19 protein-coding genes are annotated in these 20,797 nt (G+C 72.9%); 13 read left to right on the forward strand and 6 right to left on the reverse strand.

Annotated features, from left to right (window positions below; translation table 11 throughout):
• Positions 1-209 precede the first annotated feature (209 nt).
• Positions 210-1,115, reverse strand: coding sequence for an NAD-dependent epimerase/dehydratase family protein (locus ACH0A8_RS15050; protein ID WP_406907466.1), 906 nt, complete (start codon positions 1,113-1,115; stop codon positions 210-212).
• A gap of 95 nt (positions 1,116-1,210) precedes the next feature.
• On the opposite strand from ACH0A8_RS15050, the gene ACH0A8_RS15055 reads away from it, so the two are divergent.
• The 3 genes from ACH0A8_RS15055 (at position 1,211) to ACH0A8_RS15065 (ending at position 4,370) form a co-directional block, all read left to right on the forward strand.
• Positions 1,211-1,783, forward strand: a complete 573-nt coding sequence (locus ACH0A8_RS15055) for a TetR/AcrR family transcriptional regulator (RefSeq protein WP_406907467.1) — start codon at positions 1,211-1,213, stop codon at positions 1,781-1,783.
• A 67-nt stretch (positions 1,784-1,850) separates the two neighbouring features.
• A complete protein-coding gene (locus tag ACH0A8_RS15060; protein WP_406907468.1) occupies positions 1,851-3,062 on the forward strand; it encodes an acyltransferase family protein in 1,212 nt (403 codons plus the stop codon).
• Between the two features lie 126 nt (positions 3,063-3,188).
• Positions 3,189-4,370 (forward strand): NAD(P)/FAD-dependent oxidoreductase, encoded by a 1,182-nt coding sequence (locus ACH0A8_RS15065; protein ID WP_066655974.1) that lies wholly within the window; start codon positions 3,189-3,191, stop codon positions 4,368-4,370.
• Positions 4,371-4,474: 104 nt separating this feature from the next.
• On the opposite strand, the gene ACH0A8_RS15070 is transcribed toward ACH0A8_RS15065, so the two are convergent.
• Entirely contained in the window at positions 4,475-5,341 is an 867-nt protein-coding gene (locus tag ACH0A8_RS15070; RefSeq protein WP_406907469.1) for a UbiA family prenyltransferase, read from the reverse strand.
• Between the two features lie 94 nt (positions 5,342-5,435).
• The gene (fdhA, locus tag ACH0A8_RS15075; RefSeq protein ID WP_066655976.1) at positions 5,436-6,656 is read right to left on the reverse strand and encodes a formaldehyde dehydrogenase, glutathione-independent; all 1,221 of its coding nucleotides are present in this window, start codon (positions 6,654-6,656) and stop codon (positions 5,436-5,438) included.
• 189 nt (positions 6,657-6,845) lie between these two features.
• Here fdhA and ACH0A8_RS15080 point away from each other — a divergent pair, with 189 nt between their 5' ends.
• Positions 6,846-7,694: an aminoglycoside phosphotransferase family protein gene (locus ACH0A8_RS15080; protein ID WP_066655978.1), complete on the forward strand. Its 849-nt coding sequence runs from the start codon at positions 6,846-6,848 to the stop codon at positions 7,692-7,694.
• Between the two features lie 12 nt (positions 7,695-7,706).
• Here ACH0A8_RS15080 and ACH0A8_RS15085 read toward each other — a convergent pair whose 3' ends face one another.
• Both ACH0A8_RS15085 and ACH0A8_RS15090 read right to left on the reverse strand, forming a co-directional pair.
• Positions 7,707-8,192 (reverse strand): GNAT family N-acetyltransferase, encoded by a 486-nt coding sequence (locus ACH0A8_RS15085; protein WP_311206522.1) that lies wholly within the window; start codon positions 8,190-8,192, stop codon positions 7,707-7,709.
• 226 nt (positions 8,193-8,418) lie between these two features.
• Complete coding sequence (locus ACH0A8_RS15090) at positions 8,419-9,333, reverse strand: DMT family transporter (protein WP_406907470.1); 915 nt, start codon at positions 9,331-9,333, stop codon at positions 8,419-8,421.
• A 71-nt stretch (positions 9,334-9,404) separates the two neighbouring features.
• Here ACH0A8_RS15090 and ACH0A8_RS15095 point away from each other — a divergent pair, with 71 nt between their 5' ends.
• From ACH0A8_RS15095 to ACH0A8_RS15135, 9 genes are all read left to right on the forward strand, one after another.
• Positions 9,405-10,253, forward strand: a complete 849-nt coding sequence (locus ACH0A8_RS15095) for a LysR family transcriptional regulator (protein WP_209685751.1) — start codon at positions 9,405-9,407, stop codon at positions 10,251-10,253.
• Positions 10,254-10,324: 71 nt separating this feature from the next.
• Positions 10,325-11,524, forward strand: coding sequence for a sensor histidine kinase (locus ACH0A8_RS15100; protein ID WP_209685753.1), 1,200 nt, complete (start codon positions 10,325-10,327; stop codon positions 11,522-11,524).
• Positions 11,512-12,219: a response regulator transcription factor gene (locus ACH0A8_RS15105; protein WP_209685755.1), complete on the forward strand. Its 708-nt coding sequence runs from the start codon at positions 11,512-11,514 to the stop codon at positions 12,217-12,219. Before ACH0A8_RS15100 ends, ACH0A8_RS15105 begins: the two co-directional genes overlap by 13 nt.
• A 33-nt stretch (positions 12,220-12,252) precedes the next feature.
• Positions 12,253-13,065 (forward strand): fructosamine kinase family protein, encoded by an 813-nt coding sequence (locus ACH0A8_RS15110; RefSeq protein ID WP_251160420.1) that lies wholly within the window; start codon positions 12,253-12,255, stop codon positions 13,063-13,065.
• Positions 13,066-13,165: 100 nt separating this feature from the next.
• Positions 13,166-14,476, forward strand: coding sequence for an ABC transporter substrate-binding protein (locus ACH0A8_RS15115; protein ID WP_245172470.1), 1,311 nt, complete (start codon positions 13,166-13,168; stop codon positions 14,474-14,476).
• A gap of 44 nt (positions 14,477-14,520) precedes the next feature.
• The gene (locus ACH0A8_RS15120; RefSeq protein WP_209685757.1) at positions 14,521-15,486 is read left to right on the forward strand and encodes a carbohydrate ABC transporter permease; all 966 of its coding nucleotides are present in this window, start codon (positions 14,521-14,523) and stop codon (positions 15,484-15,486) included.
• Positions 15,483-16,376 carry a carbohydrate ABC transporter permease gene (locus tag ACH0A8_RS15125; protein ID WP_209685759.1) on the forward strand — a complete coding sequence of 298 codons (894 nt, stop codon included), beginning with the start codon at positions 15,483-15,485 and terminating at the stop codon, positions 16,374-16,376. Before ACH0A8_RS15120 ends, ACH0A8_RS15125 begins: the two co-directional genes overlap by 4 nt.
• Before the next feature lie 54 nt (positions 16,377-16,430).
• On the forward strand, positions 16,431-18,845 hold the full coding sequence (locus ACH0A8_RS15130) for a TIM-barrel domain-containing protein (RefSeq protein WP_406907471.1): 2,415 nt from the start codon (positions 16,431-16,433) through the stop codon (positions 18,843-18,845).
• Between the two features lie 133 nt (positions 18,846-18,978).
• A complete protein-coding gene (locus tag ACH0A8_RS15135; protein ID WP_209685760.1) occupies positions 18,979-19,779 on the forward strand; it encodes an HAD family phosphatase in 801 nt (266 codons plus the stop codon).
• Here ACH0A8_RS15135 and ACH0A8_RS15140 read toward each other — a convergent pair.
• The gene (locus tag ACH0A8_RS15140; RefSeq protein WP_209685762.1) at positions 19,755-20,780 is read right to left on the reverse strand and encodes a LacI family DNA-binding transcriptional regulator; all 1,026 of its coding nucleotides are present in this window, start codon (positions 20,778-20,780) and stop codon (positions 19,755-19,757) included. The two genes, ACH0A8_RS15135 and ACH0A8_RS15140, sit on opposite strands and share 25 nt — an antisense overlap.
• Positions 20,781-20,797 lie beyond the last annotated feature (17 nt).

Consider the following 20,797-nt stretch of genomic DNA (forward strand, 5'->3'; position numbering starts at 1 on the left):
CCGGCAACCGAGATCCGGAATGCGGTCTCGTGGGCTCGGAGATGTGTATACGCGCCCGGGCCCGGCCGGGCCGGCCGCCGGCCCGGCGCCGGCCCGGGCCGAGACTCGGCCATGCGGACAGATTCGCGGCGGTTGCGTCGCGAAACTGTCCGCTGTGCCGAGTCTCGCCACCGTGGTGACGAGCGTGACGAGCGCGGCGGGCGCGGCCGTCAGCGCGCGGCGGCGTGTGCGTACGCCCCCGCGGCGATGTCCTCCAGCAGGGACGGCCCGACGGGCTCCCACCCGAGCAACTCCTGCGTCGCGGTCGACGACGCCGACATCTCCGCGCCGAAGAACCCGCCGATGAACCCGAAGTGCGCCGACGCGTCCGACGGGTCGATGCTCGTGACCGGCAGCCCGAGCGCGTCGCCGATCGCCGCGGCGATGTCCCGCGTGGGGATCCCTTCCTCGGCGACGGCGTGCAAGCGTGCGCCCGCGGGGGCCTGCTCGAGACCGAGTCGCACCATGCGGGCGGCGTCGTCCACGTGCACGGCCGCCCAGCGGTTGCTGCCGTCACCGACGTGGCCGGACACCCCGCGCTCGAGCGCGACCCCGGCCAGGTACGCGACGAAGCCGTGGTCGCCGACGCCGTGCGTCGTCGGGCTGAACCGCGCAGCGATCGTGCGGACCCCCTGGTCCACGAAGTCGAGTGCCCGGTTCTCGCTGCCACCGCGGGGGCTGTCCACGCCCGTGAAGGGAGACGGGTCCCGCTCCTCGGCGGGACGACCCGGAGCCAGGGCGGCGACCCCGGATGCCACCACGAACGGGCGGTCCGTGCCGACGAGGGCGTTCGCGAGGGTCTCGACGGCGGCGCGCTCGGTGGCGTTCGTCGCAGCCTGGTCGGACCAGTCGTGCTTGTTCGCGAGGTGCAGGACCCCCTCGGCACCGGCCGCACCCCGGGCGAGCGCCCCGAGGTCGTCGAGGTCGCCGTGCAGGACCGTGACGCCCTTCGTCTCGAGCGCCGCCGCCGCCGCGTCGGAGCGCGCGAGGCCGGTGACGTCGTGCCCGGCGGCGAGCAGGTCGTCGACGGTGTGGGAGCCGATCCATCCGGAGGCCCCGGTGACGAACACGTGCATGAGTGGTCCCTTCGTGGGGTGCCCGCGGCCTGATGTCACGGACTGACATCACCGTAGCACTCGATGTCAGCGACTGTCATCAGTAGGATCGTCCCATGGCACGATGGCGATCGGGCACCCGGGAACGACTGCAGGCGACCGCACTGCAGCGCTTCGCCGAGCACGGCTACGACGAGACGACCGTCGCCGAGATCGCCGCGGCGGCCGAGGTCACCGAGCGCACCTTCTACCGGCACTTCGCCGACAAGCGCGAGGTGCTCTTCGCCGGGCAGGACGACTTCACCGGCATGTTCACCGACCCGATCGCCCAGGCGCCCGTCGGGACGCCCGCCCTGGCCCTGGTCGGTCGCGCGCTCGACTCCGCGGCCGCGTTCTTCCCCGACGACCGTCGCGCGTGGTCCAGGGCCCGACAGCAGGTCATCGACGCCGTCCCCGCACTGGGCGAGCGGGAGCTCGGCAAGCTCGCGACCCTGAAGGTCCACCTGGGCGGCGCACTGCGCGCACACGGGATCGACGAGCCGGCGGCCACGATCGCCGCAGAGACGGCGGTCACGGTGTTCCACCTGTCCTTCACGCAGTGGATCGCGGACGGCGAGGACCGCGACTTCGCGACGATCGTGCACGAGCGGCTGGACGCACTGACCCGGATCCTGCACCCCGGATCTTGAGCGTGCTCTTACCCGGACAGGGCAAGCTCGTCGTCATCCGTTCGAACGATCCTCACAGGGAGGAACCGTGGCGACGAACACCCTCGCCCCCGAGCACGCCCACGCGGTCGACCGCAGCACACCGGTCGGCCGTGGGATCCGTGCTGCCCGGCCGACGCCGCCACCGCCGCTGACCCGCCGCGCTCCGGCCCTCGACGGGCTCCGGACGATCGCCATCGCCATGGTGATCCTGTACCACCTGCACGTGCCGCAGTTCGAGGGCGGCTTCATCGGCGTCACCGTGTTCTTCGCCCTGTCCGGGTTCCTCATCACGACGCTGCTGCTCGGCGAGCACCGGAAGACCGGACGCATCCGTCTCGGGACCTTCTGGCTGAAGCGTCTGCTCCGGCTCTACCCGGCCCTCGTCGCTCTCGTCGTGGTCGGGCTGCTCCTGTGGAACTGGGTCGGTGACTACAAGGGCGCCTCGTTCAGCCCCGGCGAGGCCGCGTTCATCGCACTGACCTACACCGGCAACCTCTTCCGCTCCTTCTGGGACACCACGCAGGGCGTCTTCGCGCACACGTGGTCGCTGTCGATGGAGGAGCAGTTCTACCTGGTCTGGCCGCCCGTCCTGGTGCTCCTCTTCCTGGTCCGCTCCCGTCGACGCTGGCTCGTCGTCGGGCTCGGCGCGGTGATCGTGGCGTGCTCGGTCGTCGCCGGCCTGGTCTACGCGAAGCCGAACAGCGGCGCGACGCCCGACGTCTACTTCTCCCCCGTGCTCGGGGTCGTCCCGCTGGCGACCGGCTGCCTGCTCGCGCTGCTGCTCGACGACGAGCGCATCCGCACGTGGGCCGCCGGGATCGCCGGGCACGTCGCGACCTGGGCCGGGATCGTCCTGCTCGCCGGGACCATGCTGTGGATCGGCGACGACTGGGCGCATCACGCCTGGACCTTCAGCGTCGTGCTGCCGCTCACGGGCGTCGTCTCCGCGGTGCTCATCGGCGGGCTCGTGTCGGTGCGGTCGCCGCTGTCGGCCGCACTCGCCTGGTCGCCGGTCTCGTGGTTCGGTCGGCGCGTGTCGTACGCCGCGTACCTCTGGCACCCGCTCGTCATCGCGCTCCTCGACCCCTTCGCCGTCGGGCCGTGGGGCAAGGTGCTCATGATCGCGGTCGCCGTCGTCGTGGCGGTCGGCGCCGCGTACGCCGTCGAGGTCCCCGTCGAGAAGGCACAGAAGCGCTTCCGCGAGGCCCGTCGACTCGCCGCCGAGGACCGCGCCGAACGCGCACGCGTCACCACCTGACGACGTCGGCGAGCGTCCGCCGACGTCACGCACCGTCGGACGGGAGGCCCGTGGCGCGCCCGCCACGCGCCTCCCGTCCGACGACGCCTGGGTGGGTCGCCGCGACGGGTCCGTAGGCTCGCCTCCGTGACCACGGAACGCGTCGACGTGCTCGTCGTCGGGGGCGGGCCCGTCGGCCTGTTCACCGCTGCGCTCCTCGAGCGGGCGGGCGTCACGGTCGCCGTCTGGGAGCGGCGCGGCACCGAGCCGACGGGCTCGCGCGCGATCGGGATCCACCCGCCGTCGCTCGACGCCTTCGCCGCGATCGGCCTGGACACCGCGGTGCTCGCCGAGGCGGTGCTCGTCCGCACGGGCGTGGCCCGGAGTCGCGGACGGGAACTCGGGACGCTGTCGTTCGACCGTGCCTCCGCGACGCACCCGTACGTCGCGACGCTCGACCAGCACCGCACCGAGGCGCTGCTGCGCGACCGGCTCGCGTCCGGGACGCTGCGGACGGGCACGACGGTGACCGCCCTGTCCCGCCGCGTCGGGGACGTCGTGGCGCACGGTGTCGGACCCGACGGTGCCCCGGTCGTCGTCGAGGCGGCCTTCGTCGTCGGCGCGGACGGCGCCCGGAGCGCGGTGCGGGACCTGGTCGGCATCGCGACCTCGGGCCGCGACTACCGCGACCGGTACGTGATGGGCGACTTCGCCGACCCCGAACCCGAGCAGGCCCGGTCGTCAGCACTGGTCGACGTCGGACCGGAGGGGGTCGTCGAGTCGTTCCCGCTGCCGGGTGGCAGGCGGCGGTACGTCGCCCTCGTGCCGGACGACCGCACCGCACCGGCCGGTGGCGAACCGGACCCGGACGCCGCCGCCCGCCTCGCCGCGATCGTCGCGGGACGCACCGGTGCCCGGCCCGACCCGGCGACGTGCACGATGACGAGCGGCTTCCGGGTGCGGCGGCGGGAGGCGTCGCACGTCGGTGTCGGACGGGTGGTGCTCGTCGGGGACGCCGCGCACGAGATCAGTCCGATCGGCGGCCAGGGCATGAACCTCGGCTGGCTCGACGCCGCCGCGCTCGCGCCACTGCTCGCCGAGGCCGTCCGTTCAGGCACGGACGGGCCGTGGCAGGAGTCCGCGAACGGGTACGCCGTCGGGCGGCAGGCCGCGGCGCGGCGGGCTGCTCGGCAGGCGGAACTGAACATGGCGCTCGGGCGTCCCACGGGCGTGCTCGGGTCGGTGGGGCGGGAGGCGCTGCTCCGCACCGTGCTCGCGCTGCCGAGCGCCGACGGGCTCGCCGGGGTCTACGCGATGCGGTGGGCCTGAGTCAGCCGGTGCCGATGCCGTTTCCGGTGCCAGTGCCAGTGCCGGTGCCTGTGCCTGTGCCTGTGCCTGTGCCTGTGCCGGTCCCGGTGCCGCTTCCGGTGCCGTCAGGCGATCAGTCGGGCGCCGGCGACGCCGAGCTCGACGACGAGGACGAGCGAGGACGCGATGACCAGGCGGAACAGTGCCCGCGTCGGACGACCGGCGAACACGAGGCGGATCCCGACCACCGCGAGCACGACGACCACGAGGGCTCCGACGACCGCCAGGACCGTCCCGACCGTGCCGACGCCTCCGCCGGCGACCTGGCCGCCGAGCACCAGCGCCGCCGCGACGACGAGCGACCCGAACGCCAGCGTCCCCGCGCCCCGGAGCCCCAGCCGGTGGGGGAACCCACGGACGCCGGTCGCCTCGTCGTCGAGCAGGTCCGGCAGCACGTTGGTGCAGTGGATCGCGACACCGAAGACCGCTCCGGTGGCGATCGCCCACCACGCCGGCCACGAACCGTCGCCCCCGGCAGCGACGGACACGACCGGCAGCAGACCGAACGCCACCACGAACGGCACGACGGACCAGACCGTCCGCTTCAGTCCGGCGTCGTAGGCCCAGCCGGCCGCGACGAGGACGACGTGGGCCACCGCGGCGACCGAGCCCAGGGCGAGCGACAGGAGCACGGCGACACCCGCGGTCGTCACGGCCGCGGTCCGGACGGTCCCGACGGGGATCAGTCCGCGGGCGACGGGCTTGTCACTGCGGCCGACGGCCCGGTCGCGGTCGGCGTCGATCCAGTCGTTGGCGAGGCCGATCGACAGCTGCCCGGCCACGACGGCGAGCGCCACGAGCACGACGAGCCACCACGGGTGCCCGACGGCCGCGGCGATCACCGCGGCGAGGACCGTCACCGTGACCGTCGGTCCGGGGTGTGACGACGCGAACAGCAGGCGGACGGTCGAGGGCCGGCGGGTGTCGCTCACACCGGCGAGCGTACGGACCGGTGGCTGCGCGAGTGCGACGACGGCCACGGCCCGCGCCGCACCGGGTGTCGATGCGACGCGGACCGTGCGGCGGTCAGGCCGCCGGGATCAGGCCGTTCGGGTTCAGCACGTACTTCGTCGCGGCACCCTTGTCGAACTCCTCGTACCCGCGAGGGGCCTCGTCGAGTCCGATCGGCTTCGCGTTGACGTTCTTCGCGATGCTCGTGCGGTCGTGCAGGATCGCCATCATCAGCTGCCGGTTGTACTTCATCACCGGGCACTGCCCCGTGGTGAAGGACAGCGACTTGGCCCACCCGGTGCCGAGGCTGAGCGACAGGGCGCCCTTCTTCGCGGCCTCGTCGACGCCGCCCGGATCACCCGTGACGTAGAGCCCGGGGATGCCGAGTGCGCCGCCGGCGGCCGTGACGTCCATCAGGGAGTTGAGCACGGTGGCCGGGGCCTCGTGTCCGGCACCGGAGCCGTGCCCCTTCGCCTCGAAGCCCACGGCGTCGATGCCGCAGTCCACGAGGGGTTCACCGAGGATCTGGTCGATCTGGTCGGCCGGGTCGCCCTTCGTCAGGTCGACCGTCTCGCACCCGAAGCTGCGCGCCTGCGCCAGCCGGTCGGCGTTCATGTCCCCGACGATCACCACGCTCGCTCCGAGCAGGAACGCGCCCGTCGCGGCGGCGAGACCCACGGGCCCGGCGCCGGCGACGTAGACCGTCGAGCCGACCTCGACCCCGGCGGTCACCGCACCGTGGAAGCCGGTCGGGAAGATGTCGGAGAGCATCGCGAGGTCGAGGATCTTCTCGAGCGCCTGGTCGCGGTCCGGGAACTTCAGCAGGTTCCAGTCGGCGTACGGCACGAGCACGTACTCGGCCTGGCCGCCGACCCAGCCGCCCATGTCGACGTAGCCGTAGGCACTGCCCGGACGGTCCGGGTTGACGTTGAGGCAGATGCCGGTCTTGCGCTCCTTGCAGTTGCGACAGCGGCCACACGCGATGTTGAAGGGCACGGAGACGATGTCGCCGACGTTGATGAACTCGACGTCCGACCCGACCTCGACGACCTCGCCGGTGATCTCGTGCCCGAGCACGAGGTCGGTCGGTGCCGTCGTGCGCCCGCGGACCATGTGCTGGTCGCTGCCGCAGATGTTCGTCGCCACGGTGCGCAGGATCGCCCCGTGGTTGACCTTGCGTCCGACGTTCGCCGGGTTCACCCCGGGTCCGTCCTTGAGCTCGAACGTCGGGTAGTCGGTGTCGATGACCTCGACCTTCCCGGGTCCCTTGTACGCGACTGCGTGGTTGCTCGCCATGTGATCCTCCTCGATCGGTCGGCGGCGGCACGTGCGGGGAGCGCGCAGCACTGCGGTGCGCTCCTCGTCCCGTCGAGGGGCCGTCTCCGTCGACGGGTGATCCGGACTGTACCGCCCGTGTCCGAGGGCGACAAGGACGGTGCGCGACTACCGGATGACCACTCGTCGCGCACGTGCCAGGATGGCGCCGTGGGGTGGGACGACAGCGGGCTGAGCCCGGCGCAGGCGGCGTTCGTCGCGCAGGTGCTCCCCGGGGCGTCGATGGTGGCGGACGAGTCGTGGGGCCTCCTCGACACCCGGGTGCTCCACGTCCGGAACGGTGCCGGGGAGCACACCGTGAAGGCGTCCGGACCGGAGAACACGCACTTCCCACGGGAGCTGACGGCGCACCGGCAGTGGACCGGGGCGCTCCTCCGTGGTGACGACACGGGCCATCTGGTCGCCGCGGACACCGAGAGCCGTGTGCTCGTGCTGGAGCGGGTCCCCGGGCACCTCGCGCTCGGGACCCCCGACGAGACCGCTGCGACCGTGCACCGGCAGGCGGGCACGATCCTCCGACGGCTCCACGACCAGGCGGCCCGCACCGATGCGGAGTACCTGACGGCCGAGACCGCGAAGGCACTCCGCTCCCTCGACGCCCCGCACCGCATCGATCCGCAGCTCGAGGACCGCGCGCGGACGCTGCTCCGGTCGTCGACCCCGCACGCCGCGACCCTGGTGCCGACGCACGGCGACTGGCACCCCCGGAACTGGATCGTGCAGGACGGCCGACTGCGTGCGATCGACTTCGGTCGCTTCGGGTTCCGCCCGGCCGCAGCGGACCTCACCCGCCTGGCGGTCCTGCACTGGGAGGACTCCCCCGAGCTCGAGCACGCGTTCTTCGCGGGCTACGGGTCCGATCCTCGTGACACCGACGACTGGCGCTCGCTCCAGCTGCGTGAGGCGGTCGGGACGGCCGTGTGGGCCTTCGCGGTGCACGACGAGCGCTTCGAACGACAGGGGCACCGGATGCTCGAGAACGCCCTCGCCGCCTTCTGACCCGCCGGAGGTTCAGGCGGACGTTCCGGCGAGGGACCTCCGGTACCAGCGGTCGGAGTACGGCTCGTCGTTGAACGGCTCGACCCGCCGGTAGCCGAGCCGCTCGTACAACGCGCAGGCCTCGGCGAGCTCCCCGCGGGTGTCGAGCTGGACCGTGTCGACGCCCCGCTCCGCGCACACCCGCTCGACGGCGCGGACCATGCGTCTCCCGATGCCCCGTCCGCGGGCCTCGCCCAGGGTGAACACCTTGGTCAGTTCGGCGACGTCCCCGCGGAAGCGCGCGCCGGCACACGCGACCGGTACCCCGTCGTCGAGGGCGACGAGGAGCACACCGGTCGTGCCCGTGAGGTCGTCGGAGGGCTCGTCGCGGAGTGCCTGGTCGACCTCGTCCTCCGTCGCAGGGCGGCCGTACCACCGCGAGGCGACCTCGGACGTGTACCGGCGGAGGATGCGCGCGGCGGCGGGCGCACCGGGGAGCACGGTCTCGATCGTCAGCACCGGGCGAGCGTACTGCCGCGGGTGAGCGCGCCGAGTCCTCCCGGGCGTACCCGGCCGTTCCGGGCGTACCTGGTCGATCCGGGCGTACCTGGTCGATCCGGGCGTACCTGGTCGTCCGTTCCCACCAGGTACGCCCGGTTCCACCTTCCATCGCAGCCGCTGTGGGAAAGAACGGGCAGCGCCAGAGCCGGAGCCCCGCAGCCCGCCCCGCCCCGCCCGAGCGACGTCAGGCGGCGGCTGCAGCCCGCGGGGCGCTCCGCCGCCGCCCGCGCAGCACCCCGGACGCCAGCGCGATCCCGAGCAGCACCACCACCCCACCCACGGGCTCGTTCCACCGCAGCGGCTCCCCGAGCACGAGGACCCCGAGCGCCACCCCGACCACCGGCGTCAGGTAGGTCACGGTCGAGGCACGCCCCGCGCCCCACGCGCCGACCAGGCGCGTGTTCCACGCGTAGGCCAGCCCCGTGCCCACCGCACCGAGCGCCACCATCGCGGCCACGATCCTCCAGTCCAGGTCCACCGGCCCGGTCGCGATGACCGGCGCGACCAGCAGCATGAGCAGCGCCGCCAGGGTGAGCTGCACCGTCGCGACCGTCGTCGGGTCCTGCCCGCTGCCGACGCCGAAGCGCCGGAGCCACGCCAGTCCGATGCCGTAGGACGCGGTCATGCCGAGCAGTGCGACCTGGCCGGGGACGGTGGCGAGCACGGCGGGGTCGCCGACCAGGTCCCACGGACCGACGAGCACGAGGACACCCACGATCCCCAGCACGACGCCGCCGAGCTGGCGGCGGCTGAGCCGTTCGGACGGCACCAGCACCGCGAGCGCGAGGAGCGTCATGATCGGCGTCGTGGCGTTGTAGATGCTCGCCAGACCCGACGGCACGGTCTGCTCGGCCCACGCCATCAGCGAGGACGGCACGGCGTTGAGGAACACCGCGACGACGAACAGGTGTCCCCAGAGGCGCCGCTCGCGCGGCCACCGCCGTCGGGTGACGAGCAGCACCACGACGAGCGTGAGGGCTCCGAGGACCGTGCGGACGGTGGCGACCTGCTGCGGTGCGAGTCCCTCGAGCCCGATCTTCGCGAAGAAGAAGCTCGAACCCCAGGTGAGGGCGACCAGGACGTAGAGGAGGGCGTTCACGAGCGCTAGCATCGGCCACGTCCGGCACATGTGTCGAACGACTGAACTGCATGACGGCATGAAGGACACGCATGACCCTCTCGATCCCGCAGCTCCGCGCCTTCGTCGCCACCGTGGACGCCGGCTCCTTCACGGGCGCGGCCACCACCCTCGGCGTCGGTCAGTCCGCCGTCTCGCACGCCGTCGCAGGGCTCGAGCGCGAGGTCGGCGGGCCCGTGGTCCGGCGCGGCGGCGCCGCGGTCGCCACCCCGCTCGGCGACCGCATGCTGGCCCACGCCCGCAGCGTGCTCGCCTCGGTCGACGCCCTGGAGGCCGTGGTGCGGCCCGCCACGATCCGCGGCACCGTGCGCCTCGCCGCCGTCCCGACGGTCTGCCAGGGCCTGCTGCCGCGGCTCCGCGAGCTGTGGGCGGTGACGCTGCCGGACGTCGACGTGCAGGTCTACGAGGGTGACGACGACGAGATGGCCGAGTGGCTCGAGGGCGGCACCGTGGACGCCGCCGTGCTCGTCGACCCGGTGCCGGCACCCGACGGGAGCGTGGTCGTCGCGCGGGACGAGATGGGCGCGGTCGTCCGGCGCGACCACCCGCTCGCGTCGAGTGCCGCGCTGACGCTCGACGACCTGCACGAGGACGGGCTGGTCGCCGGTGGCGGAGGCTGCGAGCACCAGATCCAGCGGATGCACGAGCTCGCCGGGCAACCGTTCCGCTGGGCACACCGCGTGCGGGAGATGAGCACGATGTTCGGGATGATCCAGCGGGGCGAGGGGGTGTCGATCGTCCCGACGCTCGGGCGGGTGATGCTGCCGGACGACCTGGTGATGCTGCCCGTGGAACCGCGGTACGTGCGGACACTCGTGCTCAGCGGACCGGACTCGCGGCCGTGGCACCCGCTGGCCCGGGCCCTCGTCGACGCAGTGTGACCCCGGCCGCCGCCGTTTCTCCGACCTTCGGCCGATCCGGCGCGGGTGCCGGGGTTCCTAGGCTCGGAGCCGTGACCTCGACCGTGCTCCGTCCCGTGCCCCTCGGCCGACGCGTGTGGGCGCAGTCGTGGCGACTCGTGCTCGCGGCACTCGTCGGGCTCACCGCGTTCAGCGCGATCTGGTCGACCCTCGACACCACACGGTGGAGCGAGGCCCGGCTCGGTGCGGCGTTGCTCGTCGACCTCGCGGTCGGGCTCACCGCGCTCGTCCTGGTCCCCTTCCGGCACCGGGCACCACTGCTCGTCGGCGTGCTCGTCATCGCCGGCAGCACCGTGTCCACCTTCGCGGTCGGCGCGGCCGTCCTCGCGCTGGTCTCGCTCGTCACCCGGCGGCGCCCGGCCGAGATCGCGATCGGGAGTGCGGCGTTCGTGGCCGCCTCGATGTTCGGTGAGGGGCTGTACCCGGTCGAGGACGCCACGCCCCTGTGGCAGGTGCTCGTCGCGGCCGTCGTGCTCACCGCCCTGCTCGTCGCGATCGGCATCGCGATCGGGCAGCGGCGGGCCCTGCTCGACGGGTTGCGCGAACGGGCCGCCCTGCTCGAACGCGACCAGCAGCTCCGCGAGGACCGCGCCCGGGAGCAGGAGCGGGCGCACCTGGCCCGCGAGATGCACGACGTGCTGGGACACCGGCTGTCGCTCGTCGCCCTGCACGCCGGGGCGCTCGAGTACCGCGGCCGGTCGCTGTCACCCGACGAGACGGTCGAGGCCGCCGGGGTCGTCCGGGCCGAGGCGCACGCCGCACTCACCGAGCTCCGCGACGTGCTCGGCGTGCTGCGGGACCCCGGGGACACCGCCACGCTCGCCGGAACCGCTCCCCCGCAGCCGACCCTGCGCGACCTCCCCGCGCTGCTCGACGAGGCGCGGTCCTCGGGCGCCGTGGTGTCGGCGACCGTCGACGAGGCCGTCACCGCCGCGCCGGACACCGTCGGGCGGCACGCCTACCGGGTGGTGCAGGAAGCGCTGACGAACGCCCGCCGACATGCTCCGGGGCAGCCCGTCACCGTCACGGTCGACGTGCTCCACGGTCCGGCGCTGCGCGTGCGGGTGGGCAACCCGACGGTGGGACCCGCGAGCACCGGCGACGGCGCTCCCGGCGGTCACGGCCTGCGGGGCCTGGCGGAACGGGCCCGGCTCGTCGGTGGGACCTTCACGGCCGGTCGCGACGACGACGGGACCCACGTGGTCGAGGCGGTGCTCCCGTGGACGGCGTGAGCGCACCGATCCGGGTCGTCCTCGTCGACGACGACCACCTCGTCCGGGCCGGGCTCCGACTGCTCCTGAGCGGCGACGACGGCATCGAGGTCGTCGGCGAGGCCGGCGACGGACTCGAGGCCGAGGGCGTGATCGCCTCCGCAGCACCCGACGTCGTGCTCATGGACATCCGGATGCCCCGCTGCGACGGCCTCGTCGCCACCGAACGGGAGCTCCGGAAGCAGCCGGAGCTGGCCGTGCTCGTCCTGACCACCTTCCAGGACGACGACCTCGTGCTCGGAGCGCTGCAGCGGGGCGCCCGGGGCTTCCTGCTCAAGGACACCCCGCCGCACGACCTCGTCCACGCGGTCCGGACGGTCGCCGCCGGGCGGTCGATCCTGTCGCCGTCGGTGCTCGACCGCGTCATCGCCGTCGCGGCGAGCGCCCCGACCGGAACGGGACGTGGGACGGCCGCCGTCGCGACCGCCGCGGCCGACGGAGCCGCCGAGCGCGCGCTCCTGGCGAGCCTGACCGACCGCGAGACCGAGGTCGCCCTCGCCGTGGCCGCCGGAGCCTCGAACGCACAGGTCGCCGCCGACCTGTTCGTGAGCCTGGCCACCGTGAAGACCCACGTGGGGCACGTGTACGAGAAGTTCGGCGTCGACAACCGGGTGCAGCTCGCCCTGGTCGTGCACGCCGCCCGCCGCGGAGCCTGAACACCCGCCGGGCACCGTCGGCAGGATGGACCGGTGCCCGAGATCCACGTGAAGACGTTCCGCGACCCCGACGAGGCGACCGCCGAGGCCGCCGGACTGGCCTGGCTCGCCGAGGCCGAGGAGACGGGCGGCACCCGGATCGCCCGCGTCCTCGACCACCCGGAGCCGACCGTGCTCCACCTCGAGCAGATCCGCGACGGCAGCCCGACGCGTGCACAGGCCGAGCGCTTCGGTCGCTCGCTCGCACGCACCCACGCCGCCGGTGCCGACCACTGGGGTGCGCCCTCGCCCGGGTTCCCGACCCGCGGCGGCCTGCGGATGGGCCGGTCGCGGACGCCGTTCACGAGTGCCGCCGACGCACCGGCCACCTGGGGCGCGTTCTTCGCCGAGTACCGCATCCGGGACTTCGTGCAGCGCATCGTCGACCGCGGTGGCTTCGACGCTGCCGAGGCCGCGGTGTTCGACCGCGTGGCCGACCGGCTCGAGGACGGCACGCTCGGCTCCCCGCAGCCCCGGCTCGTCGGCGACGCTCCGGCGCGCATCCACGGCGACCTCTGGGCGGGGAACGTCCTGTGGCCCACGGACTCCTCGGAACCGACCGGTGCGGTGCTCATCGACGCAACGCCGCACGGCGGGCACGCGGAGACCGACCTGGCACTGCTGGCGCTGTTCGGACTCCCCCGGCTCGAGACGGTGCTCGCCGGGTACGACGCCGAGTCCCGCTTGGCGGACGGTTGGCAGGAGCGCGTCGAGCTCCACCAGCTCGCGCCGCTGCTGCTGCACGTGTACCTGTTCGGCGGCTCGTACACCGACCACGCGTTGCGCGCCGCCCGCCGCTACGCGTGACGCCCCTCCTGCGACCGAGGGATGCTCGTCGAGTCGTTGACTTTGCTTTTACAGCGCTGTAAAACAGAGCGAGCGCGACGGTGCGCGAGAGGGAGCGACGATGGTCACCAGCAGGACGACGGCACGTGCGGCGCTGAGCCGTCGCGGATTCCTCGCGGGCGCGGCGGGCGGGATCGGCCTCGGCGCACTGGCACTCACCGGCTGCTCGGCACCGTCCTCGGGTGCCGCGGCAGCCGGTGGGACGACGCTGCGCTTCTACGAGCAGAAGCAGGAGGTGATCGCCTACTTCGACGACCTCCTCCGACGGTTCGAGCATGAGCACCGCGGCGTTCGGGTCGTGCACGACAGCACGACCGCCATCGCACCGCAGTTCGTCCGCGGCGAACCGGCGGACGTCGGCTGCTTCAACGACAACCTCGAGCTCGCCCGCTACATCGAGCGCGGCGTACTCCGCGACCTCGGCGACCTTCCGTCGGCGAGCAGGGTCAGGAAGAGCATCGACGGTCTGACGAACCAGTACGCGACCTTCGAGGACCGCACCAGTGTCCTGCCGTTCTCCCTGGCGGCCGCGGGCGTCATCTACAACAAGCGCATCTTCGCCGAACAGGACCTCCCGGTCCCGACGACCTGGAGTGAGTTCGTCGACGTCTGCACGGCACTCTCGAAGACGGACGTCACCCCCGTCTACGCCACCGACCGCGACACCTGGACGCTGTGGCAGGGCCTGTTCGACTACTCCGTGGGCAGCCTGGTCGACACCGGGACGTTCTTCCGCAAGATGAAGGCGCTCGGCACGGACGTCGGACCCGACGCCGAGGTCTCCTTCGAGCGCGACTTCGCCGTGCCGATGGAGCGCGCGAAGACGATCTCGACGTTCTTCAACCCGGACCACGCGACCCGCTCCTACGCCGACGGCAACCTGGCGTTCGGACAGGGCAAGGTCGCGATGTACCTGCAGGGGCCGTGGGCGCTCAGCCAGATCGCGCTCGTCGACCCGGACCTGCCCGTCGGGACCTTCGCGCTCCCCGTGTCCGACGACCCCGACGACCGGCAGGCACGCGTCAACATCGACCTCGGGCTCTGGATCCCCACGACCACGACGCACCTCGACGAGGCGCGGGAGCTCGTCGAGTTCCTCATGCAGCCCGACGTCATCAACGCCTACAACCTCGACAATCTCGCGTTCGCGACGACCGAGGACGCGGCTCCCCAGACCGACGAGCGCGTGGCCGGCCTGCAGCAGTACGTCGACAGCGGCGACTTCTACCAGGGCGCCGGCACCTTCATCCCCACCTCCATCCCCCTCGGCAACTACATGCAGACGGCGATCCGCAGCGGCGACTTCGAGTCGATGCTGCGGCGGCTCGACACCGACTGGCGACGCCTCGCCGGCCGCTCGGCGACGGTCTGACCGCCGCGACCCCGGCACCGCCGACCAGGACCCCAGGAGCGCTCATGACCGTCCAGACCCCGCTGACCCCCGGCACACCGGACACCGGTGGGCCCCGCCCCGGGCCCGCGACCGTCGCGTCCCGCGTGCACCGACGCGTCGGCTCGCTGCGCCGCACCGAGGGCGTCTACTACCTCTTCCTCGTGCCCGCCCTCGTGCTGTTCACGGCGTTCGTCGTCGCCCCCGCGTGCATCGGTGTCTTCTACAGCTTCACCGACTACCTCGGCTTCGGGCAGTGGCACTTCCTCGGGCTCGAGAACTACCGGGCGCTCGTGTCCGACCCGGCGATCCTCGGCTCGTACGGCTTCACGCTCGGCTTCGCCGTGGTGACCGTGGTCATCACGCAGGTGATCGCCCTCGCACTGGCGATCGCACTGACGAAGCGCGTGCGTTTCGCGAGCGGGCTCCGCGCCGTGTTCGTCATCCCGATGGTCGTCTCCGGCATCATCGTCGCCTACGTCTTCAACTTCCTGTTCTCGAACACCCTGCCGGCCCTGGCGACCTCGGTCGGCTTCGGACCGCTCGAGCAGAGCATCCTCGGTGACCCGGACCTCGCCTGGCTCGCGATCGTCATCGTCTCGGCATGGCAGACGATCCCGGGTGCGCTGCTCGTCTACACGGCGGGACTGACCTCCATCCCGACGGACGTGTACGAGGCGAGTTCGCTCGACGGCGCCGGCGCCTGGAAGCAGCTCCGATCGATCACACTGCCCCTGATCGGCGGCTTCATCGTCATCAACACGGTACTCGGCGTGAAGGGCTACCTCGGCGCCTACGACGTCATCGTCGGGCTCACCAACGGCGGACCGGGCTCGGCGACGAGCAGCGTCGCGATGACCATCTTCACGGGCTTCACGAGCGGTGACTACGCCTACCAGATGGCCAACGCGACCGTCTTCTTCATCATCACCGTCCTCATCTCGGTCCTGCAGCTCGCAGTGACGCGCGGAAGGAACCTCCGACTCGCATGAGCACCCTCGACACCCGGTCCCCCGCGACCGCCGCCGCACGCACACCGGAGCAGCCCCGCCGGCGCCGCCTCGGCCGCGTCGACGTCCCGCTGACGATCGTCCTGGCGATCGCGTCCCTCACCGTCCTGGTCCCGCTCTACGTCACCGTCGCCATGGCGTTCAAGACGAGCACCCAGGCCGTCGACGGCAACGCGTTGTCCTTGCCCTTCCCGTTCAACCCCGCCAGCTTCGCCGAGGCCTGGACGCTGACCCGCTTCCCGGTGTCGTTCTCGGTCTCGCTCGGCGTGGCCGCCCTCACCGTCGTCGCGACGCTGCTCCTCAGTTCGCTCGCGTCCTACGCGATCGTGCGGAACTGGCACCGCCGCTTCTTCCGTTGGTCGTTCGTCTACCTGCTCGCGGCGATGTTCCTGCCGTTCCCGGTGGTCGCCCTGCCGCAGATCAAGCTGACCGCGATGATCTCGCTGGACAGCCCGGTGGGCGTCGCGATCCTGCACGCCATGTTCCAACTGTCGTTCAGCGTGCTGCTCTACTCGGCGTTCCTGCGCTCCATCCCGGTCGAGCTCGAGGAGAGCGCACGCATCGACGGCGCCTCGACGTGGCAGATCTTCTGGCGCGTCATCCTGCCGCTGCTCGGACCGATGAACGCCACGGTCGGCATCTTCGCCTTCCTGGCCTCCTGGAACGACTTCATGATGCCGTCGCTCATCACCGCGGACCCCGGTCTGCAGACGCTGCCGGTCGTCCAGAACATCTTCCAGAGCCAGTTCGGCACGAACTACAACGTGGCGTTCGCCTCGTACCTCATGGCGATGGCACCGACGATCATCGTCTACCTGTTCGCGCAGCGCTGGGTGATCAGCGGCGTGACGCAGGGCGCCGTCAAGAGCTGACCCGAGCCTCCAGACCGACACCGGCCGGACCGGCCGAGACAGGACCGAACCGACGTGCACACCCCCGACGACGGACCGCTGCCCACCATCCGCCCCTTCCCGGGGTCCGACCCGGTCGCCGACGGCGACGCCGTCGTGCAGGGCGACCACTGGCGGATCACCGTGCTGTGCGACGGGCTCTTCCGTGTCGAGTGGAGCGACGACGGCGGCTTCGAGGACCGCGCCTCGACCTTCGCGGTGCGACGACGCCTGCCGGTGCCCGAGTACACCGTCCTGCGGCGGGGCGACGGGGTCGAGGTGACCACGGACCGCGCCACCCTCCGGTACGACGGACGGCCGTTCTCCGCGACCGGGTTGGTGGTCGAGACCTCGGGGGCGGACGCGAACCGGTGGCGCTGGGGCCAGGAGCCCCGCGACCTCGGCGGCACCGGCAGGACGCTCGACGACGTGGACGGGCGGATGCCGCTCGAGTCCGGCGTCCTGGCGCGCGACGGGATCGTCGCGCTCGACGACACCGGCTCGTTCCTGTTCGAGGACGACGGGTGGGTCGGCAGCCGCGTGCCGGGGCGCCGCGACGTGCAGGTGTTCGCCTACGGCCGCGACTACGACGCGGCTCTCCGGGCGTTCCACGCGGTGTCGGGACCGCCGACGCTCCTGCCCCGGTGGGCGCTCGGGAACTGGTGGAGCCGCTACCACCCGTACTCGGACGAGTCGTACCTGGCGCTGCTCGACCGGTTCGCCGAGGAACGCCTGCCCTTCTCGGTCGCGGTCATCGACATGGACTGGCACCGCGTCGACTCCGTGCCGGCACGCTTCGGCAACGGCTGGACGGGGTACTCGTGGGAACCGTCGCTCTTCCCCGACCCGCCCGCCTTCCTAGCCGAGCTGCACCGTCGCGGCATGCGGACCACGCTCAACCTGCACCCCGCCGACGGCGTACGGGCCTTCGAGGACGCCTACCCGGCGATGGCCGCTGCGACCGGGATCGACCCCGACACCGAGCAGACGGTCGCGTTCGACCCCACCGACCCGGACTTCCTCCGCGCGTACTTCGAGCACCTGCACCGGCCGCTCGAGGAGCAGGGCGTCGACTTCTGGTGGATCGACTGGCAGCAGGGACGCACCTCCGGCATGCCCGGAGTCGACCCGCTCTGGGTGCTCAACCACTTCCACCTGCTCGACTCCGCGCGCGACGGCGGTGCCGGCATGACCTTCTCGCGGTACGCGGGTCCGGGCAGCCAGCGGTACGCGGTCGGGTTCTCCGGTGACGCCGTCGTCTCGTGGGCCTCCCTCGCGTTCCAGCCCGAGTTCACCGCCACCGCCGCGAACGTCGGGTACCCCTGGTGGAGCCACGACATCGGCGGCCACACCCGCGGGTTGCGCGACGACGAGCTCGCCACGCGCTGGGTGCAGTTCGGGGTCTTCTCGCCGATCATGCGCCTGCACTCGGCGAACAACCCGTTCATCCGGAAGGAGCCGTGGATGTTCCCGGCCGAACCCCGGTCCGCGATGGGCGACGCCCTGCGCTTCCGCCACCGGCTCGTGCCGTACCTGCACACCATGAACCACCGCGCGGCCGCGGGTACCGCACTCGTCCGACCGGTGTACCACCTCGAGCCGCACCGCGATGAGGCGTACCGGGTACCGAACGAGTACGCCTTCGGGTCGGAGCTGCTCGTGGCCCCGATCGTCGAGCCGCGTGACCCGGTGACGCGGCGAGGCCGGGCCCGGGCCTGGTTGCCGCCGGGCACGTGGACGGACGTCTTCACCGGCACGACCCACGCCGGCGACCGGTTCGTCGACCTGCACCGCGGGCTCGACACGATCCCCGTGCTGCTGCGCGCGGGCGGTATCCTGCCGCTCGCGGCGTCGGACGAGTCGGACGCGACGGTGAACCCCGCGGCACTCGAGGTACTCGTCGCCCCGGGCGCATCGGGCACGTTCACGCTCGTGGAGGACCGCGAGCAACGGACCCCCAGCGGCACCGGCACCGGCATCAGCACCGGCACCGGCACCGGCACCGGCACCGACGGCGTGTGCCGGACCACGCTCACGTGGGACCGCGACGGCGGCGTGTTCCGGATCGCCCCCGCCGAGGGCGACCTCGGCAGCGTGCCGGCGTGGCGTCGTTGGCGCGTCACCTTCCTGGGGTCGCCCGCGGCCGGACAGGAGATCGACGCAGCGTCGGCCGACCGGTTCTCGGTCGACCTGGACGTCGCGACGGACACCGGCGCGGTCCTGCCCCTCGCCGGGCCGCCCACGATCGGTGTCGACGCCCGCGACGCCGCACGGCAGCTCCTCGAGGGCGCCCAGGCAGGCAACGCGGAGAAGCTCACCGCGTGGGAGGTCGTCGACCGCGACGCACCCCGCGCCGACCGGATGGCCGAGCTCGAGACCGTCGGGCTGCCCGAGTCGCTGCGCAGTGCCCTGGTCGAGCTGCTCGGGAGCGTGCACCCCGGGGAGCGATGACGCAGGCGGGCCCCGGTCCTGTGGGAGCGGCACGTCGCACGTGTCGAGCGACACGCGGGACGTCGCAGACCGACCGGGCAGTCCGAGCCAGCGCCCGGACGCGGCCCGCAGCCACGTCGCCTAGCCTGGTCGGATGGCGGACGAACAGGCGGGCTCCCCGGTCCTCGCGTTCTTCGACGTGGACAACACCCTCGTGCACGGAGCGAGCGCGTTCCACCTCGTGCGCGGACTCCGCGCCGCCGGCCTGATCACCCTGCGCGACGTCCTCGGTGCCGGGTGGAAGCACGCGCGGTTCAAGGTGCGCGGTGAGAACGACCGGCACCTGGCGGCCGCGCAGACCCGCGGGCTCGAGGTGATCACCGGGATCACGGTCGCCGACATGGCGGAGCTGTCGGACGACGTCTGGGTCCGGCACACCGAGCCGTCCGTGTGGCCGGAGACCGCTGCCCTCGCCCAGGAGCACCTCGCGAAGGGCCACCAGGTGTGGCTCGTCACCGCGACACCGACGTTCCTGGCGGAGGTGATCGCGCGCCGTCTCGGTCTGACCGGAGCACTGGGCAGCGTGTTCGAGGTGCGGGACGGCACGTACACGGGCCGCCTCGACGGGGCGTTCCTGCACGGGGAGCACAAGGCGGTCGCCGCCCGTGCGCTCCTGGCCCGGACCGGCGCAGACCCCGCCCGGTGCTGGGCGTACTCGGACTCACGGCACGACATCCCGCTGCTGTCGCTCGTCGGGCACGCCGTGGTGGTCAACCCGGACCAGGGACTCGCCGCGCACGCGCGGGCAGCGGGGTGGCCGACGATGCGCCTGCAGCGCGCGAGCCTCCGTGAGGCCCGACGCCGGGTCCGACGAGAGGCTCCGGCGGCCGCGTCGTCGTCGCCGGGCGGTCCGACGACGGGCCGCCCGGATCAGTCGACGGAGCCGTCCGGGTAGGGCGCGCTCTCCCCCACCAGCAGCCGGTGGCCGACCGTCACCGCCCGACCCTCGCCCGGGCGTCCCTCGATGCGCTCCTGCAGCCGGTCGACGGCTGCCTCGGCGAGCGCGACCGTGTCCGGCGCGACCGAGGTCAGGCTCGGCACCAGGCTGGCGGCCAGTCCGATCGCGTCCCACCCGACCACCGCCAGGTCGCGGGGCGCCTCGAGCCCCCGCAGGCGCATCGCCCGCAGCGCCCCGACGGCGGCGAGGTCGTCGCGGCAGAGCAGCCCGTCGATCCGGAGCCCCTGGTCGAGCGCGCGTCCGAAGGCCTCCTCCGCCCCGCGGGCGTCACCGACCTCCCGCGCCACCAGGAGCGACGGGTCGAAGGGCAACCCGACCGCGGAGAGGCCGTCGCGGTAGCCCTCCGTCCGGAAGGCCGACGTGCGCGACTGCTCACCCACCTCGTGGCCGAGGAAGCCGATCCGGCGCCGCCCGAGGGCCGCGAGGTGCGCGACGGCCTCGGCCGCGGCCCGCACGTTGTCGATGGCGACGAGGTCCGCTCCCTCCGGACGGACGTCCTCGCCGAGGAACACGACCGCGGTGTCGCCGCGCTCCCGGTCGATCTCGGTGGGCGTGAGCACCTGCGGGTGGATGACCACCCCGTCGACGACGCCTGCCTCGCGCCCACGGACCGCCGACAGCTCGCCACCCGGCGCCCCGGCGGTCTCCTCGAGCAGCAGCTGGTAGCCGCGCGCGGCGCACACTTCGGAGAAGACGTGCGCGAGCTCGGCGAAGTACGGCCGACGCAGGTCGGGGAACGCGAACGCGAGCATGTTCGTGCGGCCGGTGGCCAGGCTCCGTCCCGTCACGTTCGGTCGGTAGCCGAGCGCGTCGACCGACGTCTGCACCCGGGTCCGCATGGCGTCGCTGACGTGCCGGTAGCCACGGACGACGTTCGACACGGTCTTCATCGAGACGCCGGCGTGCTCCGCGACGTCCTGCAGCGTGACCCGGCCCACGCGCCCACCGTAGCGTT

Source organism: Curtobacterium sp. 179-B 9B NHS, from assembly GCF_045370965.1.
Classification (GTDB): Bacteria; Actinomycetota; Actinomycetes; order Actinomycetales; family Microbacteriaceae; genus Curtobacterium.